Source organism: Amycolatopsis sp. NPDC006131, from assembly GCF_040614175.1.
In the GTDB taxonomy this organism is placed as follows: Bacteria; Actinomycetota; Actinomycetes; order Mycobacteriales; family Pseudonocardiaceae; genus Amycolatopsis_E; species Amycolatopsis_E tucumanensis.
This window is the reverse complement of record NZ_JBEXTX010000001.1, coordinates 186242-206522: the sequence shown is the minus strand read 5'-3', so window position 1 is coordinate 206522 and position 20281 is coordinate 186242. Positions and strand designations below refer to the sequence as shown.

Genomic DNA, 20281 nt, shown 5'->3' with positions numbered 1-20281 from the left:
AACGATATCCCCGGACCCGGCCGTGATCACCCAGCGAAAATCCGCGGTGCGCACGGCGGTCCCGTAGCCGACCCGCACCGTACCGCACTCCGGCGCGACCGGGTTTCCCATGACCTGGCCTTTTCCGCTTCGACGCACGTCGACCGGCTGTCGGTTCCGTGCCAGCGCGTTCGGCCACTCTGTCAGGCGTAGCAGACTCCCCCTGGCTTGTCGGAGGCAACGGCAGGTGACTCCACCGCTCTTCGAGCCGGCCGATCCGGTCCGCGCGTACCTCACCGGCATCAGCCGCGCCGGCCTCCTGACCATCGAGGAGGAGGTCACGCTCGCCAAACGGATCGAGGCCGGGCTCTACGCCCAGCACCTGCTCGCGACCACGCGGGTGCTCGACCCGCAGCGGCGCGCCGACCTGCTCACGATCGCCGAGGAGGGCCGGGAGGCGAAGAACCGGCTGCTGGAGGCGAACCTGCGGCTGGTGGTGAGCATCGCCAAGCGCTACACCGGCCGCGGCATGTCGCTGCTGGACCTCATCCAGGAGGGCAACCTCGGGCTGATCCGCGCCGTGGAGAAGTACGACTACACGCCCGGTTTCAAGTTCTCCACCTACGCGACGTGGTGGATCCGGCAGGCGATCAGCCGCGCGCTGGCTGACCAGTCCCGCACCATCCGCATCCCGGTGCACCTGGCCGAGCAGGTCAACCGCGTGCTGGCCGCGCGCCGGGAACTGGCCGCGCGGCTGGGCCGGGAGCCGGGTCACGAGGACATCGCCGCGGAGCTGAGCCTGACGCCGTTCCAGGTGATCGAGCTGCTCTCCTACAACGAGGAGCCGATCAGCCTCGACCAGACCGTCGGCACGGACGGCAGCAGCGTTCTCGCGGACCTGTTGTGCCACCCGGACCGGCCCGGCGTGCCGGCGTCCTACCACGTGCTGCGCCGGGAGATCGACGAGCTGCTGTCGACGCTGAAACCGCGGGAGCAGCAGGTGATCCGGCTGCGCTGCGGTCTGGACGACGGCCGTCAGCGCACGCTCGAGGAGGTCGGCCGCGAGCTGGGCGTGACGCGGGAGCGGATCCGCCAGATCGAGCGGCGCACGCTGGGCAAGCTGCGGGAGGAATCGCGCACCGCCCGGCTGCAGGCCTACGTCTCCTGAGTCCGTCGTGGACAACCGCAGTCCCGCCGTGGTCCCGCCGTACCGGAGTGGCTGACCTGCGGTTTCGATCTTCGCGGGCGGTCAGGCCGGTGCGCTCGATCCGCCAGCGCGGCGGCGCACACTCGATCGGGCAACGACCATCGAGGGGGAAGATGGGCAGGCTGACCATGGCTGACACGAGCACCCTCTGCCGGACGTGCGGGGACTCGGGTGGCTGGATCCTGGAGACCGACGTCGATCCGGTGACCGGTCTGATCACTTCGCGCGAGGCGCCGTGCCCCCGGTGCCGGCCGGCCTCGCGGAGGCAGGACGACCCCTTCGGTTTTTGACGTTTCGGGTCCATCTGTCACAGATTCCTCTTGCAGGATCGTTCAACAATCTGTACGGTCACGACACCCGAAACGAATCGGAGTTGTCATGGCCGCCGTGCTCGAGGTCGTCGACAGCGGGCCGTTGTCGACCGTGCAGGACCTGGGCCGGCCCGGGTACGCCGACATCGGCGTGACGGAGTCCGGCGCCGCTGACCGGGCCTCGCTGCGGTTGGCGAACCGCTTGGCGGGCAACGACGAAGGCGCCGCCGGGATCGAGGTGACCTTCGGCGGATTCGCGGCGCGCGCGACCGCCGACGTGACGATCGCGGTGACCGGCGCGCCGTGCCCGATCACGATCGACCGGATGGGCGCGCCGATGAACGCGGCCGTGCGGGTCCCGGCCGGGTCGGAGTTCCGGCTGGGCTGGCCGGCGACCGGGTTGCGCAGTTACGTGGCCGTGCGGGGCGGCATCGCGGTGGAGCCGGTGCTCGGCTCCCGGGCGACTGATCTGCTGTCCGGCTTGGGCCCGGACCCGTTGCGGCGCGGGGTGTTGCTGCCGTTGGGCTCGGCTGTCGCGCCGGTGTCGCCGCCGCGTTTCACGCCCGTTACGGCACCCCCGTCGGACGAGTTGGCGCTGCGGATCCTGCCCGGGCCGCGGGACGACTGGTTCACGGAGTCGGCGTTGCGGACGCTGCTGGCCCAGCCGTACGCGGTGACGTCGGAGAGCAACCGGATCGGCATTCGCTTGGAGGGCCCGGTGCTGCCGCGGGCGCGGCACGGCGAGCTGGTGAGCGAGGGCATGGTGACCGGGGCGCTGCAGGTGCCGCCGTCCGGGAAGCCGACGCTGTTCCTGGCCGACCACCCGGTGACCGGCGGCTACCCGGTGATCGCGGTGGTGGTGGCGGAGGACGTCGACAAAGCGGCACAGGCGAGGCCGGGCTTGCAGGTGCGGTTCGACCTGGCGGAGCCGGCGCGGGTTTGAGCGCTCGGCGGCGATTGGTTTCGTAGCGAGGGCGGGTTTGCGCGGCCGGCGGTGCGGAGGCGCATGGCTCGCGGGTTCCCACGCTGGTGGCGGGGTTCGCGCGCCTGGCGGCGCGAGTCCGCACGGCCGGCGGGCGCTAGTCCGCACGCGCCCATCGGCAGAAGACCGCCAGTGAAACCCCTGCTACAGCACGTAGCCGCACGCATGCCCACGAAACCCACAAGCCGATGGTGTTCTAATTCACCATTCCGGGTGTATACCGTTTCGTGATCGGCGCCCTGGGAATTCGGTCGCTGGTTCTGACTCCGGCCGGTGGGTCAGTTCCGGAAAGAAGAACCGAAATGCCTTCAAGGACTGAAGGAGGGGTTCACACCGTGCCCACTCGAATACGCAGGATGATCGCCATTCCGATCACCTGTGCCATCGCGACCGCCGCCCTGCTGGGGCTCACCGCGCCGGCCGGCGCGACCCAGCTCTCCACCGGCGATCGCATCGTGAACGCGGCCGCTGCGCAGGCCGGGACGCCCTACCGATCGGGCGGCGAGACACCCAGCGGCTTCGACTGCTCCGGCCTGACGCAGTACGCCCACAAGCAGGTCGGGATCGACCTGCCGCGCACCGCCCGCGACCAGCGGGCCGCCGTGCGCAGTGTGTCCAAGTCGGACATGCGACCCGGTGACCTGGTGTTCTTCTCCAGCGGTGGCAGCGTCTACCACGTGGGGATCTACGCCGGGAACAACAAGATCTGGGCCGCCCCCGAATCGGGCGACGTGGTCCGGCTGCAGAACATCTGGACCAGTTCCTACACCGTCGGACGGGCCTGGTAACCGCGCCCGCCGACAACCGGCACAACCGAACAGGCCGCGTCCCGCGCGGCCTGTTCGGCCATTTCCACCCGCGCCGGTTCACCCATCAGGACGAGCCGGTGGTAAAGCGGCGCCGTCGCGGCCACCAGCAACCGGTGCGCGTCCACCTCGCCCGCGATTTCGCCGCGCCGCTGCGCCCGCGAGACCACCACCTCGCACCGCCGGTACCGGTCCCGCCAGAACCCGCGCAGCGCCGCGGCGGCCTGCGCGGACCGGAACGACGCGGCGATCAGCGCCCGCGTCACCGACGACTCGTCCCGCAACGACTCGAAAACCTCCTGGTTGAGCGCGATGAGGTCGCCAACCAGCGAACCCGTGTCGGCCGGGACCCAGTCGTCCCCCGCGGCCGCGTCGAACACGTCCGCCAGCAGCCCGCCGACATCCCGCCACCGCCGGTAGACCGTGGCCCGGTGCACGCCCGAGCGCTCCGCCACCGCGTCGATGCTCAGCCCGTCATACCCGGCCTCCACCAGCAAAGACGTCACGGCGTCGAGCACGAGCGCGCGCGTTCGTGCAGTGCGGCCGCCGGGCCTGCGCAATCCGCTTGCGGGTGCCGAGTCGCTCATGCCATCATCTTAGCGCGACAACCGTCGCGTTAGGGAGGCAGCATGTGAAGATCGACGAACTCACCGTCCCGGGCAAGGGCCCCTACGGGATCACCGCCGGGCCGGACGGCGCCGCGTGGGTCACCCTCGTCCACAGTGGCCAGATCGCTCGGATCTCCGGCGGCACAACGGTTTTCGACCTCGACCCGGGCTGCGGGCCCGCCGTCATCACCCCCGGCCCGGACGGCGCCCTCTGGTTCAGCCGCCTGCACGACCACCGCATCGGCCGGATCACCACCGACGGGACGGCGACCTCCGTGGAACTCCCGCCGGAGTGCGGTCCGTACGGGATCACCGCGGGCCCGGACGGCGCGATGTGGTTCACCGAGATGAACACCGACCGCGTCGGCCGTCTCGATGACGGCGCCCTCGAGGAATTTCCCCTGGGTGCCAAGGGTTCCTATCCGTCCACAATAGTCAGCGGTCCGGACGGCGCGCTGTGGGTGACGCTGAACCAGGCGGACACGATCACGCGCGTCACCACCGGGGGCGCGGTGACCCACTTCGCCCTGCCCACCGAGAAGGCCGCCCCGGTCGGCATCACGGCGGACGACCAGGCGGTGTGGTTCGTCGAGATCGGCGCCGGACAGGTCGGCCGCGTCACGCCGGACGGCGAGGTCACCGAATTCCCGCTGCCCGACCGCGAAGCGCGCCCGCACGCGATCGTGCCGGACGGCGAAAGCGGTTGCTGGTTCACCGAATGGGGCGCGAACCGCGTCGGGCACGTCACCGCCGACGGCGAGTTCGACCACTACCCGCTGCCGACACCCGGCTCGGAACCACACGGTCTGACCGTCCTGGACGGCAAGGTGTGGGTCGCGCTCGAGAACGGCAAGGTGGCCCGCCTGCGCCCGTAGCACCTCACATCCACGGCCGCCGAGTCGTCGGACTTCCAGCAACCATCGAGAAAGGAAGCCGATGACCACTCTTCGCTCCCGCCTGCCCGACCCGGCCCGCTACATCCCCGAAGTGGGCACGAGGGCCGGCGCCACGCAGCAGGCCATCCACAACGGGGCCATCCCGGACACCACCATCCACCTGGTGCAACTGCGCGCCGGTCAGCTGGTCGGCAGCACCTACCAGACCGTCCGGCAAACCGAGGAGCTGCGCAAAGCCGGGGAGACCGAGGAGCGCATCACCGCGGTGGCGTCGTGGCGGAACGCGCCGTACTTCACCGACGGGGAGCGGGTGGCGCTGGAGCTGACCGAGGCCGTGCTCACCCCGAATCCGTCCGGCGAGCGCGTTCCCGACGAACTGTTCGCCAGGGCCGCCGCCCACTACGACGAGCGGGAACTGTGGACGCTCACCCTGGTGATCGCCCAGATCTGCTTCTTCGTCCCGGTCGCGCTCATCGCCAAGCCGATCCCCGGCGCCGCACCAGGTGCGAACTACAGCTGAAAAGAAGGAGGGCGGCCGCACCCGCGGCCGCCCTCCCGGGATTCACACCTTCGCCGGTTCCCGGCGGCGCACCAGCTTCCGCGCCAGCGGCCAGGCCAGCAGCACCGCGACCAGCACGTACACGCCGATCGCGAGCGGCGAGTTCACCAGCCCGGTCAGGTCGCCGTCGCTGATCTGCAGCGCCCGCCGCATCTGCTGCTCCGCGGCCGGGCCCAGGATGACCCCGATGATCGCGGGCAGCACCGGCAACCCGAAGCGCCGCATGGCGAACCCGATCACGCCGATCACGTACAGCAGGATCAGGTCGATCACCGAGCCGCTGACCGCGTAGGCCCCGACGCTGGCGAAGAACAGGATCCCGGCGTACAGGTACGGCCGCGGGATCCGCAGCAGCTTCGCCCACACCGGCGCCATCGGCAGGTTGATCAGCAGCAACAGCACCAGCCCGATGAACAGGCTCGCGATCAGCGCCCACACCAGCGCGGACTCGCGCTGGAACAGCAGCGGCCCCGGCTGGATGCCGTACTGCTGGAACGCCGCCAGCATCACCGCGGCGACCGCCGTGGTCGGCAGGCCCAGCGTCAGCATCGACACCAGTGTGCCCGCCGCCGACGCGCTCGCCGTCGACTCCGGCCCTGCGACGCCCTCGATCGCGCCCTTGCCGAACTCGTCCTGCCTGCGGGACAACCGCTTTTCGGTCACGTACGACAGGAACGTGGGGATTTCCGCGCCACCGGCGGGGATCGCGCCGAAGGGGAACCCGATCACCGGCCCGCGCAGCCACGGCTTCCACGTCCGCCGCAGGTCCGATCGGGACAGCCAGGGCCGCCCCACCGGAATGGCCTCGGACTGGTTGTGCCGCAGGTGCGCGGCAACCCACAGCGACTCGCCCACGGCGAACAGGCCGACCGCGACGATCACCACGTCGATGCCGTCCGCCAGGTGCAGCGCGCCGAACGTCAGCCGCGACTGGCCGGTCATCTCGTCGAGCCCGACCAGGCCGATCGTCAACCCGATCAGCAGCGACGCGTAGCCGCGGACGCGGGACTTGCCCAGCACCGAGGTCACCGCGACGAACGACAGCACCATGATCGCGAAGTAGTCCGGCGCCCCGATGTCCACGGCCAGGTCGGCGATCAGCGGCGCGAGCAGCACCAGCGCGATCGTGCCGATGATGCCGCCGGTGAAGTGCCCGATCGCCGCCGCGGCCAGCGCCTGCGGGCCGCGGCCCTTGCGCGCCATGGGATTGCCCTCGATCGCGGTGACCACCGCCGCGCTCTCCCCCGGCGTGTTCAGCAGGATCGACGTCGTCGAGCCGCCGAACATGCCGCCGTAGTAGATGCCGGCGAACATGATGAACGCCGCCGTCGGGTCGAGACCGTAGGTCACCGGCAGCAGCAGCGCCACCGCCATCGCCGGGCCGATGCCCGGCAGCACGCCGATCGCGGTGCCCAGCAGGACACCGATCGCGGCGAACATCAGGTGCGACGGGGTCAGCGCGGTGCCGAAGCCCGCCCACAGGTTGGACAGGTCCATGAGCTACAGCACCCCCATCAGCGGGCCGCCGGGCAGCGGAACGCCCAGCAGCACCGTGAACACGAACCAGGTGACCAGCGAGACGCCGGCCGCGATCAGCGGATCCCGCACCAGGTGCCTGCTGCCCAGCGCGTAGGCAGCGCCCCAGAACATGATCGCCGAGGACAGCGGGAACCCGAGCGTGTCGATCAGCGCGGCGTTCGCCAGGAACGCGCCCGACAACAGCAGCACCGTGCGCCAGTCCGCGGGGGCGTCCAGGTCGACGTCCTCCCCCGCCTCCGCCTCGCCGCGGCCGCCGCGCAGCACGTCGCGCGCCAGCAGCAGCGACACGAGCAGCAGCAGCGAGCCGACGAGGATCGGCACCGCCTTCGGGCCGACCGGCCCGCGCTGCGTGAAGTCGGTCGGGATGCTCAGCGCGTCGACGAGCACGAGCACGCCGACGGCGAACAGGAACACGCAGACACCCAGCTCGGAGTGCGTGCGCCACCAGGACTTCGGCGCGGCGGCCGTCTTCTCCTCGACCACGCTCATGCCAGCCCCAGCTCCTTCAGCACCGCGGCCACCCGGTCGTTCTCCGTCTTGAGGAACGCGGCGAAGTCGTCACCCGGCTGGAACGCCGGCGTCCACCCGTTGCGCTGCAACGCTTCCCGCCACTGCGGCGTGTCCTGCAGCCGGGTGAACAGGCCGATGAGCCGTTCCCGGTCGCTGCCGGACAGGCCCGGCGGCGCGACGATCCCGCGCCAGTTGGTGAACGAGACGTCCACACCGGACTCCTGGAGCGTCGGCGCGTCGATGCCCGGCACCCGTTGCGGGCTGGTCACCGCCAGCGCCCGCAGCGCGCCGGAGGCGATCTGGTCGCGGGTCTCGCCGATGCCGGAGACGCCGAACCCGACCTTGCCGCCCAGCACGGACGCCATCAGCTCGCCACCGCCGTCGAACGGGATGTAGTTGACCCGCGTCGGCGGGATTCCGGCCGCCTGCGCCATCAGCATCGGCGCCAGGTGGTCCGGCCCGCCGGGCGCCGAGCCGCCGCCGACCGGGACGCTGCCCGGATCGGCGCGCCACGCCTCGACCAGCTGCTGGATCGTCTGGTACGGCGAGTCCTTGCTCACCACGACGATGTCGGCCTCTTCGGTCAGCTTCGCGATGGCCGTGGTGTCCTGCAGCGACGACGGCGACTTGTTGGTGTAGACCGAGCCGACCACGCCGAGCCCCATGGACATGGCGAGCTTGCCGTTGCCGCGCTCGTTCACCAGGCGGCCCAGGCCGACCGTGCCGCCCGCACCGGGCAGGTTGAACACTTCGATGTTGCCGTTGAGCCCGGCGTCCTCGACCGCCTTCACGGCCGTGCGGGCCGTGATGTCGTAGCCGCCGCCGGGCGAGTTGGGGACCATCATCCGCAGGCCCCTGATCTGGGGCCCGGTCTCCTCGCCGCCCGCGGACACCAGCGGGGGGACGAGGAGGAGAGCCACGGCCGCGCCGAGAACGGCGAGCCAGCCCTTGCGATTCTTCATCAGCACACCTCGTTGTGGAGCTTCGTTGCCCGGCATCGTGCACCGGGGCCGCGCCGCTGTCACCCGTTAGGCACCTATCGGTCGTTGTGGTCATTGTGGTCACGGCACGACCGGGCGCCGCGGATGCGATAGTGAGGGGCGTGGGTGCGCAAGGATCGCTGGCCCGCCAGCTGCTGGGCTGGCAGCTGATCATCGTGTTCGCCCTGCTCGCGTGCGTGTTCGGCTACTCCGCCGTGCAGTCCGACCGCACGTTCACCGACACGCAGGGCCGCAAGCTGCTCGCCGTCGCCGAGCAGGTCGCGGCGACCGCCGGGGTGCGGGCGAGCCTCGCCGATCCGATCCGGCGGGACGCGCTGCCCGCCTTCGCCGAGTCCGCGCGGACCCTGTCCGGCGCGGACTCGGTGATCATCGCCGCGCCCGACCGGATTGTGCTCACCTCCCCCGACCCGAACCAGCTGCGCACGGAGCTGCCGCTGGGCGCGAGCACGGTGCTGCAGGGGCGTGCGTGGGTCGGCGAGATCTCCGGGCAGCTGGTCGCGCACGTGCCGGTGATCGGGGACGCCGGGCAGATCGTCGGGATCGTCGCGGCAGGCACCGAGACGCCCGGTTTCTTCGAGGGCGTGGCGAACTCGCCCGGCGCGGCGCTGACGATGCTGGGCATCGCGACCGTGGTCGGAGTCGCCGGGTCGCTGCTGCTCACCTGGCGGGTGAAGCGGCAGACGCTGGGCATGGAGCCGCGGGAGATCACCGCGCTGGCCGAGCACCGGGAAGCGCTGCTGCACGGCATCAAGGAGGGCGTGCTCGGCCTGGACTCGCAGCACCGGGTCACGCTCGTCAACGACCAGGCCCGCGACCTGCTGGCGCTGCCCGCGGACTGCGTCGGACGGCCGGTCGCGGAGCTCGGGCTCAACGAGCGGCTCACCGACGTGCTCACCGGGCGCGCGCACGGCGTCGACCAGATCGGCCTGCGGGCGGGGCGGGTGCTGGCGCTCAACCGGATGCCGATCGCGCGCGGCGCCGTCGTGACGCTGCGGGACCGCACCGAGCTGGCCGCGCTGCGCGAGGAGCTGGAGGCCACGTCGCGGGCCACGGACACGCTGCGGGCGCAGGCCCACGAGTTCAGCAACCGCCTGCACACCATCGCCGGGCTGATCGAGCTGGGCGAGTACGACGAGGTGCGGCACTACGTCGACCTGGTCAGCGAGGCGCAGACGAAGTGGCAGGAGGAGGTCACCGCGCACATCGCGGACTCGGCGGTGGCGGCGCTGCTGATCGCGAAGGCCAGCCTGGCCGCCGAACGGGGCGTCGGACTGCGGCTTGCGCCCGGGACCGGTCTGGACGATGTGGACGACCGGTTGTCGGCCGACCTGGTGACCGTGGTCGGCAACCTCGTCGACAACGCCCTGGACGCGCTGGCCGGCCGGGACGGCGACTGGATCGAGGTCGAGATCCGGCAGGACGCGGACGCGGTTTCGGTGGTGGTGCGGGACTCCGGGCCGGGAGTGGCGCCGGAGATCGCGACCGAGGTGTTCACGCACGGGTTCACCACGAAGGCCGCCGAGCACGGCGGCAGGCGCGGGCTCGGGCTGGCGCTGACGCGGCAGACCTGCCTGCGCCGCGGCGGTTCGGTGGCCGTGCACAACGCCGACGGCGCGGTGTTCACCGCCGTCCTGCCGACGCGAGCGGAGGTGTCCCGGTGATGCGGGTTCTGGTGGTGGACGACGACTTCATGGTCGCGAAGGTCCACAGTGGATACGTGTCGCGCTCGCCCGGGTTCACCGTCGCCGGGGTGGCGCACACCGGCGCCGAGGCGCTGCGCGCGGCGCGGGAGCTGCACCCGGACCTGGTGCTGCTGGACATCTACCTGCCCGACGTGGACGGCCTGTCGGTGCTGCGGCAGCTGCGGGCCGACCCGGCGACGCAGGACATCGACGTCCTGATCATCACGGCCGCGCGGGACGTGGAGACCGTGCGCGGCGCCCTGCGTGGCGGCGCGCTGCACTACCTGATCAAGCCGTTCCCGTCGTCGGCGTTGCAGGCGCAGCTGGAGGAGTTCGCCACGCTGCGGCGGAAGCTGCACCGGCTGGCGCAGCGCAGCACGGCCGGGCAGGAGGACGTGGACGCGGTCTTCGGGGCCCGCACGCCGAAAGCGCTGCCGAAGGGGCTGACCGAGCAGACGGCCGAACTGGTGCGGCAGGCGCTGCAGGCGCACCCGGACGGGCTGTCGGCGAGCGAGTGCGCCGGGGTGACCGACCTGTCGCGACCCAGTGCGCGACGGTACCTGGAGCACTTCGTGGCCGCCGGACGGGCCGAGGTGCGGCTGCGCTACGGCGGCACCGGGCGGCCGGAGAGGCAGTACCACTGGCGCGGGTGAGCTCCCGCCGCATCCCGCCCGCTCGGCAGCGCCGTGCGCCCACACACAGGGCGACCGGCCGGGGCGGCGATCCCACTGGCGTGGCCCACCGCGCGCTAGGGTGTCGCGCGGTGAGCACTTCCGAGGCGATTCCCGTGGTCCTGGTCGCCGGTTACCTGGGCTCGGGCAAGACGACACTGGTCAACCACCTCCTGACGCACGCCCGCGACCACCGCATCGGCGTGATCGTCAACGACTTCGGCCGCGTCAACGTGGACGCCCTGGCCGTCGCCGGGCAGGTCGACGCCATGCTGCCGATGGGCAACGGCTGCCTGTGCTGCGCGGTCGACACCGCGGGCCTGGACCGGATGCTGGAGCGGCTCGCCGAGCCGGAGCTGGGCATCGACGCGATCGTCATCGAGGCCAGCGGCCTGGCCGAGCCGCGCGACCTGGTGCGGATGCTGCTGTCCAGTGAGAACCCGCGCGTCGCCTACGGCGGGCTCGTCGAGGTGGTGGACGCGGTCGAGTTCGAGGCCAACCGGGTGCGCCACCCCGAGCTGGACGAGCACCTGCGCTTCGCCGACCTGGTGGTGCTGAACAAGACCGACCGGCGCGCCGACCCCGGCCTGGTCGAGCTGGTGCGCAAGGTGAGCAACGGACGCCCGGTGGTGCGGTCCGCGTTCGGCGCGATCGACCCCGGGCTGCTGTTCGACGCGCGTGAGCGGAAGCCGGTGGCGCGGCAGCTGTCGTTCGACGACCTGCGGCACTCCGACGGCGGGGTCCACGAGCACCTGCACGACGCCTACCGCAGCGTCGAGTTCTCCTCCGGCACGCCGCTCCACCCGCGGCGCCTGCTGGCGTTCCTGACCGAGCGGCCGGCCGGGCTGTACCGGATGAAGGGGCCGGTGCGGTTCGCCGTGCCCGGCTACGACGACCGGTTCCTGCTGCAGACCGTCGGCCCCTACCTGCGGTTCCACCGGTCGCCGTGGGGCGCGGAGGCCCCGGTGACGCGGCTGGTGCTGATCGGGACCGGTCTCGACGAGGACGACCTGCTGGCGCGGCTGGCGGCCTGTGCGGAACCGGCGGAGCTGCCGGAACGGGCGATCCTGCCGCTGCTCAAGTACTGCGAATAGCGACGCAGGTAACCCTGCACCGCCGGGGCGCGATAGGCGAAGCAACCCGGCAAGGAGTGGTTCCCATGCGCGCATCCGCCATCCGGTGGTTCTGGCTGCTCGTGGCGCTCGCGTTCGCGGGCACCGCCGCCGCCGAGGTCTACCTGGCCGTCACCATGGGCGCGGCATGGGCGTGGGTGCTGGCCGGGCTGCTCGTGCTCGCGTCCGCGGCCTGCACCGCGGCGGCCTTCCGGCGGGACCGCGTCAGCCCACCGAGGGACCCCGGAATCTGAAACGCGAGGGCAGCCTCTGTCGCTGCCCAGCCCCATGGATAAGACTGTCCAGGTGACGGACGAACTCATCAAGCCGGCCGACCTCGAGCTCGCGGACGCGCTCAGCGCGGTCGTGCGCACGCTCGAACCGGAGCCGGACGTCGAGCAGACGGTCGCGAACATCGTGCAGGCCGTCGCGGCGACGGTCCCGGGCACCGAGGACGCCGGCGTCTCCCTGCTGGAGTCGGGCAGCCTGAGGTCCGTCGCACCGTCCAGCGAGCGGGTCGCGCGCCTCGACGAGCTGCAGCACAAGCTGGGCGAGGGCCCCTGCGTGGACGCGGTGTTCACCGACATCGTGTACCGCACCCCCGACATCGCCGCCGACGAGCGCTGGCCCAAGTTCGGCTACGCCGCCGCCGAGCTGGGGATCAACTCGATGCTCGCGGTGCGCCTGTTCACCGGCAAGACGCTGCTCGGCGCGCTCAACCTGTTCTCCACCCAGCGGGACGCGTTCGACGAGTCCTCCGAGCACGTGTGCGGCCTGTTCGCCGCGCACGCGGCCGTCGCGCTGGCCGGTTCGCGGGCGCAGGCGCAGCTGCGCAGCGCGCTGGAGTCGCGCGACGTCATCTCGATGGCCAAGGGCATCCTGATGGAACGCCACCAGGTGACCGACGACCAGGCGTTCGACCTGCTGGTCCGCGCGTCGCAGAACACGAACCGGAAGCTGCACGAGGTCGCGCGCTGGCTCGTGACCGGCACGAACAACGCGATCAACGAGAACAACGAGAACAACGAGAACAACGAGAACGGCTAGCCGATCGAGCCGCCGCGGACGCCGCGCTGGTGGTGCTCCGGGCGGCAGCGCTAGTCGAACGAGCCACCCCGCCCGGCGCCCGCCGCGAAGCGTTGTGCTCCTCGCACCGCGTCGGCGGCCAGTGAGGTAAGGCCGTGCCGCCATTCGTTCGCCATCGCGGCCTGCTCGTCCATGCCGTCCTGCTCCAGCAGTGACAGCCGGTCCTCGCGGAGGCACGTCTGCGGGAAACCGGCGATCGCCGCGGCCAGTTCCTCCGCGGCGGCGCGTTCAGTGCCCGCCGGGACGACCCGGTTCGCCAGGCCCATCCGCAGCGCCTCCTCCGCGGGCACCGGGCGACCGGTCAGCACCAGGTCCATCGCCTGGCTCACCCCGATCAGCCGCGGCAGCCGCACGGTGCCGCCGTCGATCAGCGGCACTCCCCAGCGCCGGCAGAACACCCCGAACACCGCGTCCTCGGCCGCGACCCGCAGATCGCACCACAGCGCGAGTTCCAGCCCGCCCGCGACGGCGTGCCCGGCGATCGCGGCGATCACCGGCTTGCCCAGCCGCAGCCGCGTCGGTCCCATCGGGCCGGGGCCGTCCTCGCCCAGCCGGTTGCCGCGCTCGGTGCCGATCGCCTTGAGGTCGGCGCCCGCGCAGAACGTGCCGCCCTCGCCCCACAGCACGGCGACCGCGGCGGAGTCGTCGGCGTCGAACGCCTCGAAAGCCTCCAGCAGCGCCTGCGCGGTCGGGCCGTCGACGGCGTTGCGCGCGTGCGGGCGCGACAGGATCACGGTGCAGACGGGGCCGCTGCGCTCGACCCGGACGGCAGGTTCGACCATGCCACCACGCTGTCACAACACCCCGGAGTTGTCACTCAGCCGAGCGTCACGCGCGCCTGCCGGCCACCGCGGGCTAGGCGCAGGCCGACCGTGACGACGACGATCACCATGCCAGCGCCACCCACCCCGCACAGCGGCACGTGCCGCAGGAAGCGGCCGCTCGCCGGGGTCAGCCGCTGGAACGCGGTCAGCAAGCACGCGTGCACCGCGACGATGAACAACATCCGGCGCTGCGTGAACACAGGATTCCTGGCGTGGAGCACCCCGGCGCAGCGCCCCCAAACTGCCATGACCGACAGGACACCACGCCGAATCACCGGGTGGTTCGTCACCGGCGGGGCGCCGGCTCGGTGCTCAGGACCTGGCGCGCAGTTCCACGCAGCACTCCCCCGCCCGTGGTTCCAAAGCCGCCTCCACGCTCGTCGCGTCGAGGCCGTCCAGCAGACCGCCGAGGAAGGACTGGTTGATGCCGCACACCACGGCCGGCTCGCGCGCGGCCAGCGGGTGGAACGGGCAGTTGCGCAGCCGCACGCAGACCGGGGACTCGCGGCTGGGTTCGAAACCGTGCCGTTCCACGACTTCCGCGGCGACGGTCAGCGCCCGCTCGGCGCCGAGGCGGCCCGGCCGCGTCCGCTCGCGCTCAGCGGTCCCGACCGCGCGGCCCCGCTCACGGGCGACGCGAAGCGCGGCGTCGCGGGCGGTCTCGTGTTCGCCTTCGTCCAGCACCGCGCCGAGGAGGATGTCCGCGAGCAGGTCGTGGTGGCGGGGTGGGATGCTGACCCGCACCTCCGCGCCGGAGGGCTCGTAGACCTTGGGGGTGCGGCCCGCGCCCCGGCGCTCGCCGACGAACTCGTAGCGCGCCCGCAGCAACCCGGCCGCCACGAGCTTGTCGAGGTGGAACGCGGCGAGCTTGCGCGAGATGCCGGCGGACGCGGCGGCCTCGTCCCGCGTGACCGGGCGCCGGGCCTGGCGGATGAAGGCGTACATGCTGCGCCGCAGCTCGTCGTCGAGCGCGGCCAGCGCCCGGATCGGCCCCTCGCTCATCGGATCACGATATCACCCAATCTCACATGCGCAATTGCGCACTCTTGACGTTCCGGAGCGATAAGACCAAACTTCATTGGCGAAAACCGAGTAGCCGGAGGTCGTCATGGCAGACGCGAAACGGCCGGCGAGCGCCGTGCTCGCCGGGCCCTACGGTCACCCGTTCCACCCGATCCTGGTGACGGTGCCGATCGGGGCGTGGGTGAGCAGCCTGGTGTTCGACATCGGGTCCCGGATCGTCGCCGGGCCGGGGTTCCTGACGCGGGGATCGGTCTGGCTCATCGCCATCGGGGTCATCGGCGCGGTGCTGGCCGCGGCCACCGGCGCGCTCGACCTGCTGGCGGTGCCGCGCGGCACCCGGGCCTTCCGGACCGGGCTCACGCACATGGGGCTCAACCTCACCGTCACCGGCGCGTTCGTCGCCGGCTTCTTCTGGCGGCAGGGCGAGCTCGACGGGCGGGTCGGCATCGGCCCGCTGGTGCTGTCCGCGGCCGCGCTCGCCGCCCTGGCGGTGTCCGGCTACCTCGGCGGCAAGCTCGCCTACCGCTTCGGCGTCCGCGTCGCCGCCGAGGACGTGCAGGCCGAGGGGTACCGCTCGCCGCCGGCCCACCGCACCCGCCCAGCCCACTGACCCACCCGATCGAAAGGCAGCACGTGCAGTCCGAAACCGCCCTGCGAGTCGTCCACGAGCCCGCCGAGGGAGTGGACCTCGCCGCCGCCGAGCTCCACGCCGCCCAGTTCCTCGAAGCACTGGGGGTGTCGCTGGAGTCGGAAAGTCTCCGCGGGACGCCCGGCCGGATGGCCCGCGCCTACGCCGAGCTGTTCTCGCCGCGGCCGTTCGACCTGACCACGTTCCCCAACGACGAGGGGTACGACGAACTGGTGCTGGCGCGGGGAATCCCGGTGCGGTCGGTGTGCGAGCACCACCTGCTGCCGTTCGTCGGCGTCGCGCACGTCGGGTACCTGCCCGGCGAGCGCATCCTGGGACTGTCCAAACTGGCCCGCATCGTCGAGCACTTCGCGCGGCGCCCGCAGGTGCAGGAACGGCTCACCAAGCAGGTGGCGGACTGGCTCGCCGAACACGTCCACCCGAAGGGCGTGGGGGTGGTGATCGAGGCCGAGCACACCTGCATGACGCTGCGGGGCGTGCAGGCCGCGGGTTCGAGCACCGTCACCTCGACGCTGCTCGGCACGCTGCGCGAAGACGCCCGGTCCCGCCAGGAGTTCTTCGCGCTGACCGGCGTCAACCCCTGACGCTCAGGCCAGGGCCTCGACCGCCTCGGCCAGATCGCGCAGGTGCCGCGTCCCGTCGGGGAGGGCGAGGCCGTCCCAGCCGGGGCCGGCCACGAACAGCCGCGTGCCGGTCAGCTCGCCCGCCGGGACCTGACTGGCCAGCTCGGGGGTGTGCGCCCACACGACCGTCGCCGCCGGTTTGCGCACCGTCACGGTCGTGAGCAGGGACCGCGGCGGCACGCGCGCGCCGAGCGAGATGGTGCCGCGGCCGCGTTCGGCGAGCGCGTGCCGCAGGACCTCCAGCGGCAGGGAGTGCTGTTCGTCCGGCGCGCACGCCAGCAGCACGGACGCCGAACCGGTGCCGCCCGGCGGGACCGCGTGCAGCGCGGCGATGATTCCGTCGGTGGCGAGGTGCTCGACCTCGACGGGCCCGCCCGGCTCGGCGCACCGCTCGCCCAGCTCCTGCAGGAACGGGACGAGCAGCTTCTGCCAGGTTTCGACGGTGCCGTGCCGGTCGAGGAAGCCGACCACGATGCGGCGGAACGCGTCCGGGTCGAGCTTCTCGGCGGCTCCGCGCAGTGACCGCCGCCGGCGGCTCGCCACCCGGTCGGGCACCTGACCGGGTGGGGCGATCGGCGGCGCCGCACCCGCGCTCACGCTCGCGGCCGCGCTCGCCACCGGCACGCCCTGGCGCACCAGGTGCACCACGCGCTCCAGCCGTCGCAGGTCGCCGACCGTGTACCGGCGGTGCCGCCCCGGTTCGCGGGAGCTCGGCCCCAGCCCGTGCCTGCGGTCCCAGCTGCGCAGTGTCGCGACCGCGACACCGAGCCTGCTCGCCACCGCGGCAGGGGTCAGCACCGCTTCGGGCGGTACCGCTTCGCGCGCGGCCTGCCCCGTGCGGCTCATCAGTTCACGCCTCCCGATGACTTCCGGTCACCGCCCACCCGGGCGGATCCATCATTCGATTGTGCAACATTCCCGCCTCCCTTGGTTGACGATCAACTCGATAATCGGGCAGCAGGAGCGCAGACAGACCAGGGTATTGGAACGATCGGTTGGCAATGCGCTACGCTGCGATCATGGCGAGGACCAAGGAGTTCGATCCGGACGCCGCGTTGCACGCGGCGCTGGAGCTGTTCTGGCGACAGGGCTACGAGGCCACCTCGATGCAGGACCTGGTCGACCACGTCGGCGTCAACCGCGCCAGCCTGTACGCCACCTACGGCAGCAAGCACGACCTGTACCTGCGCGCGCTGGACCGGTACTGCGAACTGCGCGGCACCGAGACGATGACCGCGCTCAACCGGCCCGGCCCCGCGCTCGACGCGGTCCGCGACTTCGTCCACTCCTACGTCACCGAGTGCCGCGAGGACGCGGAGCGCAAGGGCTGCCTGGTCACCAACACCGCGACCGAGCTGCTGCCACGCGACGTGAAGGCGGCCCGACGGGTGGACATCGCCTTCGGGGAACTGGAGGCCGCACTGGCCGGCACCCTCTCCCGCGCCCAGCAGGAGGGCGACCTCCCGCCGGACAAGGACCCGCGGGCGCTGGCCCGCTTCCTCGTCACGTTCATCCAGGGCATCCGGGTGGTCGGCAAGACCGACGACATCCGCCGCCTGGACGAAGCCGTCGACCAGGCCTTGTCGCTGCTCGCCTGAAAGCCCTCGCGGCTTGACCCAATTCTGGAACGTACGGTTGTCTATGAGAGGAGTGCGCATGCCACGCGCGATCTACGTGCTGAGCCTCGGCGTGTTCGCGATGGTCACGAGCGAGTTCGTCGTCGCCGGGCTGATGCCCCAGCTGGCCGACGGGCTCGGCGTCACGGTGCCGCAGATCGGCTACCTGATCACCGCGTTCGCGGTCGCGATGGCGGCGGGCGGCCCGGTCCTCACCGTCGCCCTGCTGCGGCTCGCGCCGAAGACCGCGCTGATGCTGTTGTTCGCGGTCTTCCTGGCGGGCAACGTCCTGGCCGCGACCGCGAGCGGCTACGGCACGATGCTGGTCGCCCGCGTCGTCACCGGCGTCGCCGCGCAGGCGTTCTTCGGCATCGGCATCTCGCTGACCGCGCAGCTCACCCGCCCGGAGGTCCGCGGCCGCGCGATCGCCGTGGTGATGAACGGCCTGATGCTCGGCACCCTGCTCGGCCTGCCGCTCGCCACGGTCGTCGGCGAGAACCTCGGCTGGCGCGCGGCGTTCTGGGCGATCGGCGTGCTGGCCGTGGTCGCGGCGCTGGCCACGCTCGCCGGCGTGCCCGCGCTCGCCGCGTCCACCGAGGGCGGCACGTTCCGGGAAGAACTGGGCGTGTTCCGCGCCCCGCGATTGTGGCTGGCGCTGTCCACCAGCACGCTCATCATCGGGGCCACGTTCTCCGCGTTCAGCTACTTCACGCCGATCCTCACCGAGGTCACCGGGTTCGACGGCGGCACCGTGCCGCTGCTGCTCGTCGCCTACGGCGCGGCCACGGTCGTGGGCAACGTCGTCGTCGGGCGTCTCGCCGACCGGCACACCCTGCACGTGCTGGTGGCCGGCCTCGCGTTGAACCTGGTCTTCCTCGCCGCGTTCGCCGTGCTCGCCGACCTGCCCGCGCCCGCGGTGGTGGCGATGCTCGGCATCGGGCTGGTCGGCGTCACGATGAACCCGGCGATGGTGACCCGCGTACAGCGCGCCGGCAACGCCCGTCCGCTGGTCAACACCGTGCACTCGTCGTTCATCACGCTCGGCGTCATCCTCGGGTCGTCGCTCGGCGGGCTGGTGATCGAGACGTCCGGGCTGCGCGCGCCGCTGTGGCTCGGCGCCGGTCTCGCGGCGCTCGGGCTGCTGACCGTGCTGCCCGAACTGCTGCGCCGCCGGGTGCCCGCGCCGGCTCTGCAGCCGTGCGCCTGACCGGCCGGGCACCCGGGCGGCGGGAGCGTCACCCGAGGCAGGCCCGGACGGCGTCGGCCAGGTTCGTCGCCCGCGGGTCGTCCGGGCGGTAGTTCCACAGGTTGGGGACGTAGCCGAACCCGACACGGGCGTCGGGGTCGGCGAAACCCACCGATCCACCCGAGCCCGGGTGGCCGAACGACCGCGGTCCGAGCATCGGGTACGGCGGGCAGGCCCGCCAGAACCCCAGCGACATGTTGAAGGAGCGGTCGGCCGGGAGGCTCAGCCCCGGCGGCAGCCCGTGCATGCGCGTGCGGTCGGTCTGGATCTCGGTCGCCGTGCCGACGGTCGACGGCTTGAGCAGCCGCACACCGTCGACGCGGCTGACGGTGGCGGCGTACATCCGGGCGATCGAGTGCGCGTCGGCGACCATGTTCGCGGCCGGGAACTCCGCCGCACGCCAGGCACGCGTGGTGAAGTGGCTGGTCGTGTTGTCGAAGGCGCCGCCGAGCTCGCCCGCGCGGATGGCGACGGAACCCGGGCTGTACTGGGCGTTCACCCACGCGGTGACCGTGTCGGCGTCGAGCCCGGTCACCTTGATCAACCCGGCGAGCAGCTCGTCCACGGTGAACGGGGCGGCGTCGTGGATCCGCGCGACCCGCCGTTCGTGCTTCTCCGGCAGGCCGATCCACGCGTCGAGCCCGAGCGGGCGGGCCACCTCCTCGGCGAAGAAGGTGCCGAGCGACTTGCCGGTGATCCGGCGCACCACCTCGCCGACCAGGAACCCGAAGGTGTGGGCGTGGTAGATGTGCTCGGTGCCGGGCTGCCACAGCGGCGGCTGCGCTTCGAGCGCCCGGATGACCGGGTGCCAGGCGCACGCGTCCGCGAAGGTCAGCGGCCCGTCCACAACCGGCAGGCCGGCCTGGTGGGACAGCAGCCGGCGCACCGGGATCGTGTCCTTGCCGCGCGCGCCGAACTCCGGCCAGTACCGGACCACTGGCGCGTCCGGGTCCAGCAGACCGCGTTGCACCAGCAGGTGCGCGCAGATCGCGGTGGCGCCCTTCGTCGTCGAGGCGACCTGGGCGATGGTGTTCGCGCGCCACGGCCGGTTCGCCTCGCGATCGGCGAGGCCGTCCCAGAGGTCGACCACGAGGCGGCCGTCCACGTAGACGCTGCACGCCGCGCCGACCTCGCCAGGGCCGTCGAAGTTCGCGCGGAACGCGTCGGCGACCTTGCCCCAGCCGCGGGCGACGCCACGCTCACCGCGGTCGCCTTCGTGGCTTTCCGCGGAGGCGGTTCCGGCCCCGGCGAGGGTGAGCGCGGCGGCGCCACCGGCGCCCTGCAGAACGGTTCGGCGCGTCAGGCGCCCGTGCTCCGGTGAGGTGGAAGCAGGCATGACACATCTCCTCCG

23 protein-coding genes are annotated in these 20281 nt (G+C 72.1%); 14 read left to right on the top strand and 9 right to left on the bottom strand.

What is annotated here, in order from left to right; all coding sequences use genetic code 11:
* Positions 1-226: 226 nt before the first annotated feature.
* The 3 genes from ABZ215_RS01045 (at position 227) to ABZ215_RS01035 (ending at position 3267) form a co-directional block, all read left to right on the top strand.
* Positions 227-1147 (top strand): sigma-70 family RNA polymerase sigma factor, encoded by a 921-nt coding sequence (locus ABZ215_RS01045; protein WP_020416771.1) that lies wholly within the window; start codon positions 227-229, stop codon positions 1145-1147.
* A 417-nt stretch (positions 1148-1564) separates the two neighbouring features.
* Positions 1565-2440 carry a biotin-dependent carboxyltransferase family protein gene (locus ABZ215_RS01040; protein ID WP_020416769.1) on the top strand — a complete coding sequence of 292 codons (876 nt, stop codon included), beginning with the start codon at positions 1565-1567 and terminating at the stop codon, positions 2438-2440.
* A 395-nt stretch (positions 2441-2835) separates the two neighbouring features.
* Positions 2836-3267 carry a C40 family peptidase gene (locus ABZ215_RS01035; RefSeq protein ID WP_237336820.1) on the top strand — a complete coding sequence of 144 codons (432 nt, stop codon included), beginning with the start codon at positions 2836-2838 and terminating at the stop codon, positions 3265-3267.
* Here the strand turns inward: ABZ215_RS01035 and ABZ215_RS01030 are convergent.
* Positions 3243-3872, bottom strand: a complete 630-nt coding sequence (locus ABZ215_RS01030) for a TetR/AcrR family transcriptional regulator (protein ID WP_354946880.1) — start codon at positions 3870-3872, stop codon at positions 3243-3245. The genes ABZ215_RS01035 and ABZ215_RS01030 overlap by 25 nt on opposite strands.
* Before the next feature lie 44 nt (positions 3873-3916).
* Between ABZ215_RS01030 and ABZ215_RS01025 the strand changes: the two genes are divergently transcribed.
* Positions 3917-4768, top strand: a complete 852-nt coding sequence (locus ABZ215_RS01025; protein ID WP_354946878.1) for a virginiamycin B lyase — start codon at positions 3917-3919, stop codon at positions 4766-4768.
* Between the two features lie 61 nt (positions 4769-4829).
* Complete coding sequence (locus tag ABZ215_RS01020) at positions 4830-5309, top strand: carboxymuconolactone decarboxylase family protein (protein ID WP_354946876.1); 480 nt, start codon at positions 4830-4832, stop codon at positions 5307-5309.
* A 42-nt stretch (positions 5310-5351) separates the two neighbouring features.
* On the opposite strand, the gene ABZ215_RS01015 is transcribed toward ABZ215_RS01020, so the two are convergent.
* Genes ABZ215_RS01015 through ABZ215_RS01005 form a run of 3 tightly spaced genes read right to left on the bottom strand, consistent with a single transcriptional unit; the run spans position 5352 to position 8359 of the window.
* The gene (locus ABZ215_RS01015) at positions 5352-6845 is read right to left on the bottom strand and encodes a tripartite tricarboxylate transporter permease (protein ID WP_354946874.1); all 1494 of its coding nucleotides are present in this window, start codon (positions 6843-6845) and stop codon (positions 5352-5354) included.
* A gap of 3 nt (positions 6846-6848) precedes the next feature.
* Positions 6849-7376: a tripartite tricarboxylate transporter TctB family protein gene (locus ABZ215_RS01010; protein ID WP_354946872.1), complete on the bottom strand. Its 528-nt coding sequence runs from the start codon at positions 7374-7376 to the stop codon at positions 6849-6851.
* Positions 7373-8359 (bottom strand): tripartite tricarboxylate transporter substrate binding protein, encoded by a 987-nt coding sequence (locus tag ABZ215_RS01005; RefSeq protein ID WP_354946871.1) that lies wholly within the window; start codon positions 8357-8359, stop codon positions 7373-7375. Before ABZ215_RS01005 ends, ABZ215_RS01010 begins: the two co-directional genes overlap by 4 nt.
* A gap of 140 nt (positions 8360-8499) precedes the next feature.
* Here ABZ215_RS01005 and ABZ215_RS01000 point away from each other — a divergent pair, with 140 nt between their 5' ends.
* From ABZ215_RS01000 to ABZ215_RS00980, 5 genes are all read left to right on the top strand, one after another.
* Positions 8500-10059, top strand: a complete 1560-nt coding sequence (locus ABZ215_RS01000; protein ID WP_354946869.1) for a sensor histidine kinase — start codon at positions 8500-8502, stop codon at positions 10057-10059.
* Complete coding sequence (locus ABZ215_RS00995; RefSeq protein WP_354946867.1) at positions 10056-10733, top strand: response regulator; 678 nt, start codon at positions 10056-10058, stop codon at positions 10731-10733. Before ABZ215_RS01000 ends, ABZ215_RS00995 begins: the two co-directional genes overlap by 4 nt.
* Positions 10734-10867: 134 nt before the next feature.
* Complete coding sequence (locus ABZ215_RS00990) at positions 10868-11845, top strand: GTP-binding protein (protein ID WP_354946905.1); 978 nt, start codon at positions 10868-10870, stop codon at positions 11843-11845.
* A gap of 65 nt (positions 11846-11910) precedes the next feature.
* Positions 11911-12117: a hypothetical protein gene (locus ABZ215_RS00985; RefSeq protein WP_354946865.1), complete on the top strand. Its 207-nt coding sequence runs from the start codon at positions 11911-11913 to the stop codon at positions 12115-12117.
* 52 nt (positions 12118-12169) lie between these two features.
* On the top strand, positions 12170-12910 hold the full coding sequence (locus ABZ215_RS00980; RefSeq protein ID WP_354946864.1) for a GAF and ANTAR domain-containing protein: 741 nt from the start codon (positions 12170-12172) through the stop codon (positions 12908-12910).
* A gap of 50 nt (positions 12911-12960) precedes the next feature.
* Here ABZ215_RS00980 and ABZ215_RS00975 read toward each other — a convergent pair whose 3' ends face one another.
* The 3 genes from ABZ215_RS00975 to ABZ215_RS00965 form a co-directional block, all read right to left on the bottom strand.
* Positions 12961-13731, bottom strand: a complete 771-nt coding sequence (locus tag ABZ215_RS00975) for a crotonase/enoyl-CoA hydratase family protein (protein ID WP_020416757.1) — start codon at positions 13729-13731, stop codon at positions 12961-12963.
* 35 nt (positions 13732-13766) lie between these two features.
* The gene (locus ABZ215_RS00970) at positions 13767-13955 is read right to left on the bottom strand and encodes a hypothetical protein (RefSeq protein WP_354946862.1); all 189 of its coding nucleotides are present in this window, start codon (positions 13953-13955) and stop codon (positions 13767-13769) included.
* Between the two features lie 130 nt (positions 13956-14085).
* Positions 14086-14775, bottom strand: coding sequence for a transcriptional regulator (locus ABZ215_RS00965; protein WP_354946860.1), 690 nt, complete (start codon positions 14773-14775; stop codon positions 14086-14088).
* Positions 14776-14881: 106 nt separating this feature from the next.
* Between ABZ215_RS00965 and ABZ215_RS00960 the strand changes: the two genes are divergently transcribed.
* Both ABZ215_RS00960 and folE read left to right on the top strand, forming a co-directional pair.
* The gene (locus ABZ215_RS00960; protein ID WP_354713201.1) at positions 14882-15406 is read left to right on the top strand and encodes a DUF2231 domain-containing protein; all 525 of its coding nucleotides are present in this window, start codon (positions 14882-14884) and stop codon (positions 15404-15406) included.
* Positions 15407-15429: 23 nt separating this feature from the next.
* Positions 15430-16029, top strand: a complete 600-nt coding sequence (gene folE, locus ABZ215_RS00955) for a GTP cyclohydrolase I FolE (RefSeq protein ID WP_020416753.1) — start codon at positions 15430-15432, stop codon at positions 16027-16029.
* Between the two features lie 3 nt (positions 16030-16032).
* On the opposite strand, the gene ABZ215_RS00950 is transcribed toward folE, so the two are convergent.
* Entirely contained in the window at positions 16033-16914 is an 882-nt protein-coding gene (locus ABZ215_RS00950) for a MerR family transcriptional regulator (protein ID WP_354946858.1), read from the bottom strand.
* A 173-nt stretch (positions 16915-17087) separates the two neighbouring features.
* Here ABZ215_RS00950 and ABZ215_RS00945 point away from each other — a divergent pair, with 173 nt between their 5' ends.
* Complete coding sequence (locus tag ABZ215_RS00945) at positions 17088-17666, top strand: TetR/AcrR family transcriptional regulator (RefSeq protein WP_354713207.1); 579 nt, start codon at positions 17088-17090, stop codon at positions 17664-17666.
* 58 nt (positions 17667-17724) lie between these two features.
* A complete protein-coding gene (locus ABZ215_RS00940; RefSeq protein ID WP_354946856.1) occupies positions 17725-18891 on the top strand; it encodes an MFS transporter in 1167 nt (388 codons plus the stop codon).
* A gap of 28 nt (positions 18892-18919) precedes the next feature.
* Here ABZ215_RS00940 and ABZ215_RS00935 read toward each other — a convergent pair whose 3' ends face one another.
* A complete protein-coding gene (locus ABZ215_RS00935) occupies positions 18920-20266 on the bottom strand; it encodes a serine hydrolase domain-containing protein (RefSeq protein ID WP_354946854.1) in 1347 nt (448 codons plus the stop codon).
* Positions 20267-20281 lie beyond the last annotated feature (15 nt).

Bases quoted from the DNA above. Each gene is read 5' to 3' on its own strand.
- ABZ215_RS00945 (WP_354713207.1), top strand. From the start codon at position 17,088: ATGGCGAGGACCAAGGAGTTCGATCCGGACGCCGCGTTGCACGCGGCG.
- ABZ215_RS00950 (WP_354946858.1), bottom strand. From the start codon at position 16,914: ATGAGCCGCACGGGGCAGGCCGCGCGCGAAGCGGTACCGCCCGAAGCG.
- ABZ215_RS00970 (WP_354946862.1), bottom strand. From the start codon at position 13,955: ATGTTGTTCATCGTCGCGGTGCACGCGTGCTTGCTGACCGCGTTCCAG.
- ABZ215_RS01035 (WP_237336820.1), top strand. From the start codon at position 2,836: ATGATCGCCATTCCGATCACCTGTGCCATCGCGACCGCCGCCCTGCTG.
- ABZ215_RS00935 (WP_354946854.1), bottom strand. From the start codon at position 20,266: ATGCCTGCTTCCACCTCACCGGAGCACGGGCGCCTGACGCGCCGAACC.
- ABZ215_RS00985 (WP_354946865.1), top strand. From the start codon at position 11,911: ATGCGCGCATCCGCCATCCGGTGGTTCTGGCTGCTCGTGGCGCTCGCG.
- ABZ215_RS01020 (WP_354946876.1), top strand. From the start codon at position 4,830: ATGACCACTCTTCGCTCCCGCCTGCCCGACCCGGCCCGCTACATCCCC.
- ABZ215_RS00975 (WP_020416757.1), bottom strand. From the start codon at position 13,731: ATGGTCGAACCTGCCGTCCGGGTCGAGCGCAGCGGCCCCGTCTGCACC.
- ABZ215_RS01010 (WP_354946872.1), bottom strand. From the start codon at position 7,376: ATGAGCGTGGTCGAGGAGAAGACGGCCGCCGCGCCGAAGTCCTGGTGG.
- ABZ215_RS01030 (WP_354946880.1), bottom strand. From the start codon at position 3,872: ATGAGCGACTCGGCACCCGCAAGCGGATTGCGCAGGCCCGGCGGCCGC.
- ABZ215_RS01040 (WP_020416769.1), top strand. From the start codon at position 1,565: ATGGCCGCCGTGCTCGAGGTCGTCGACAGCGGGCCGTTGTCGACCGTG.
- ABZ215_RS00960 (WP_354713201.1), top strand. From the start codon at position 14,882: ATGGCAGACGCGAAACGGCCGGCGAGCGCCGTGCTCGCCGGGCCCTAC.
- ABZ215_RS01015 (WP_354946874.1), bottom strand. From the start codon at position 6,845: ATGGACCTGTCCAACCTGTGGGCGGGCTTCGGCACCGCGCTGACCCCG.
- ABZ215_RS00940 (WP_354946856.1), top strand. From the start codon at position 17,725: ATGCCACGCGCGATCTACGTGCTGAGCCTCGGCGTGTTCGCGATGGTC.
- ABZ215_RS01005 (WP_354946871.1), bottom strand. From the start codon at position 8,359: ATGAAGAATCGCAAGGGCTGGCTCGCCGTTCTCGGCGCGGCCGTGGCT.
- ABZ215_RS00965 (WP_354946860.1), bottom strand. From the start codon at position 14,775: ATGAGCGAGGGGCCGATCCGGGCGCTGGCCGCGCTCGACGACGAGCTG.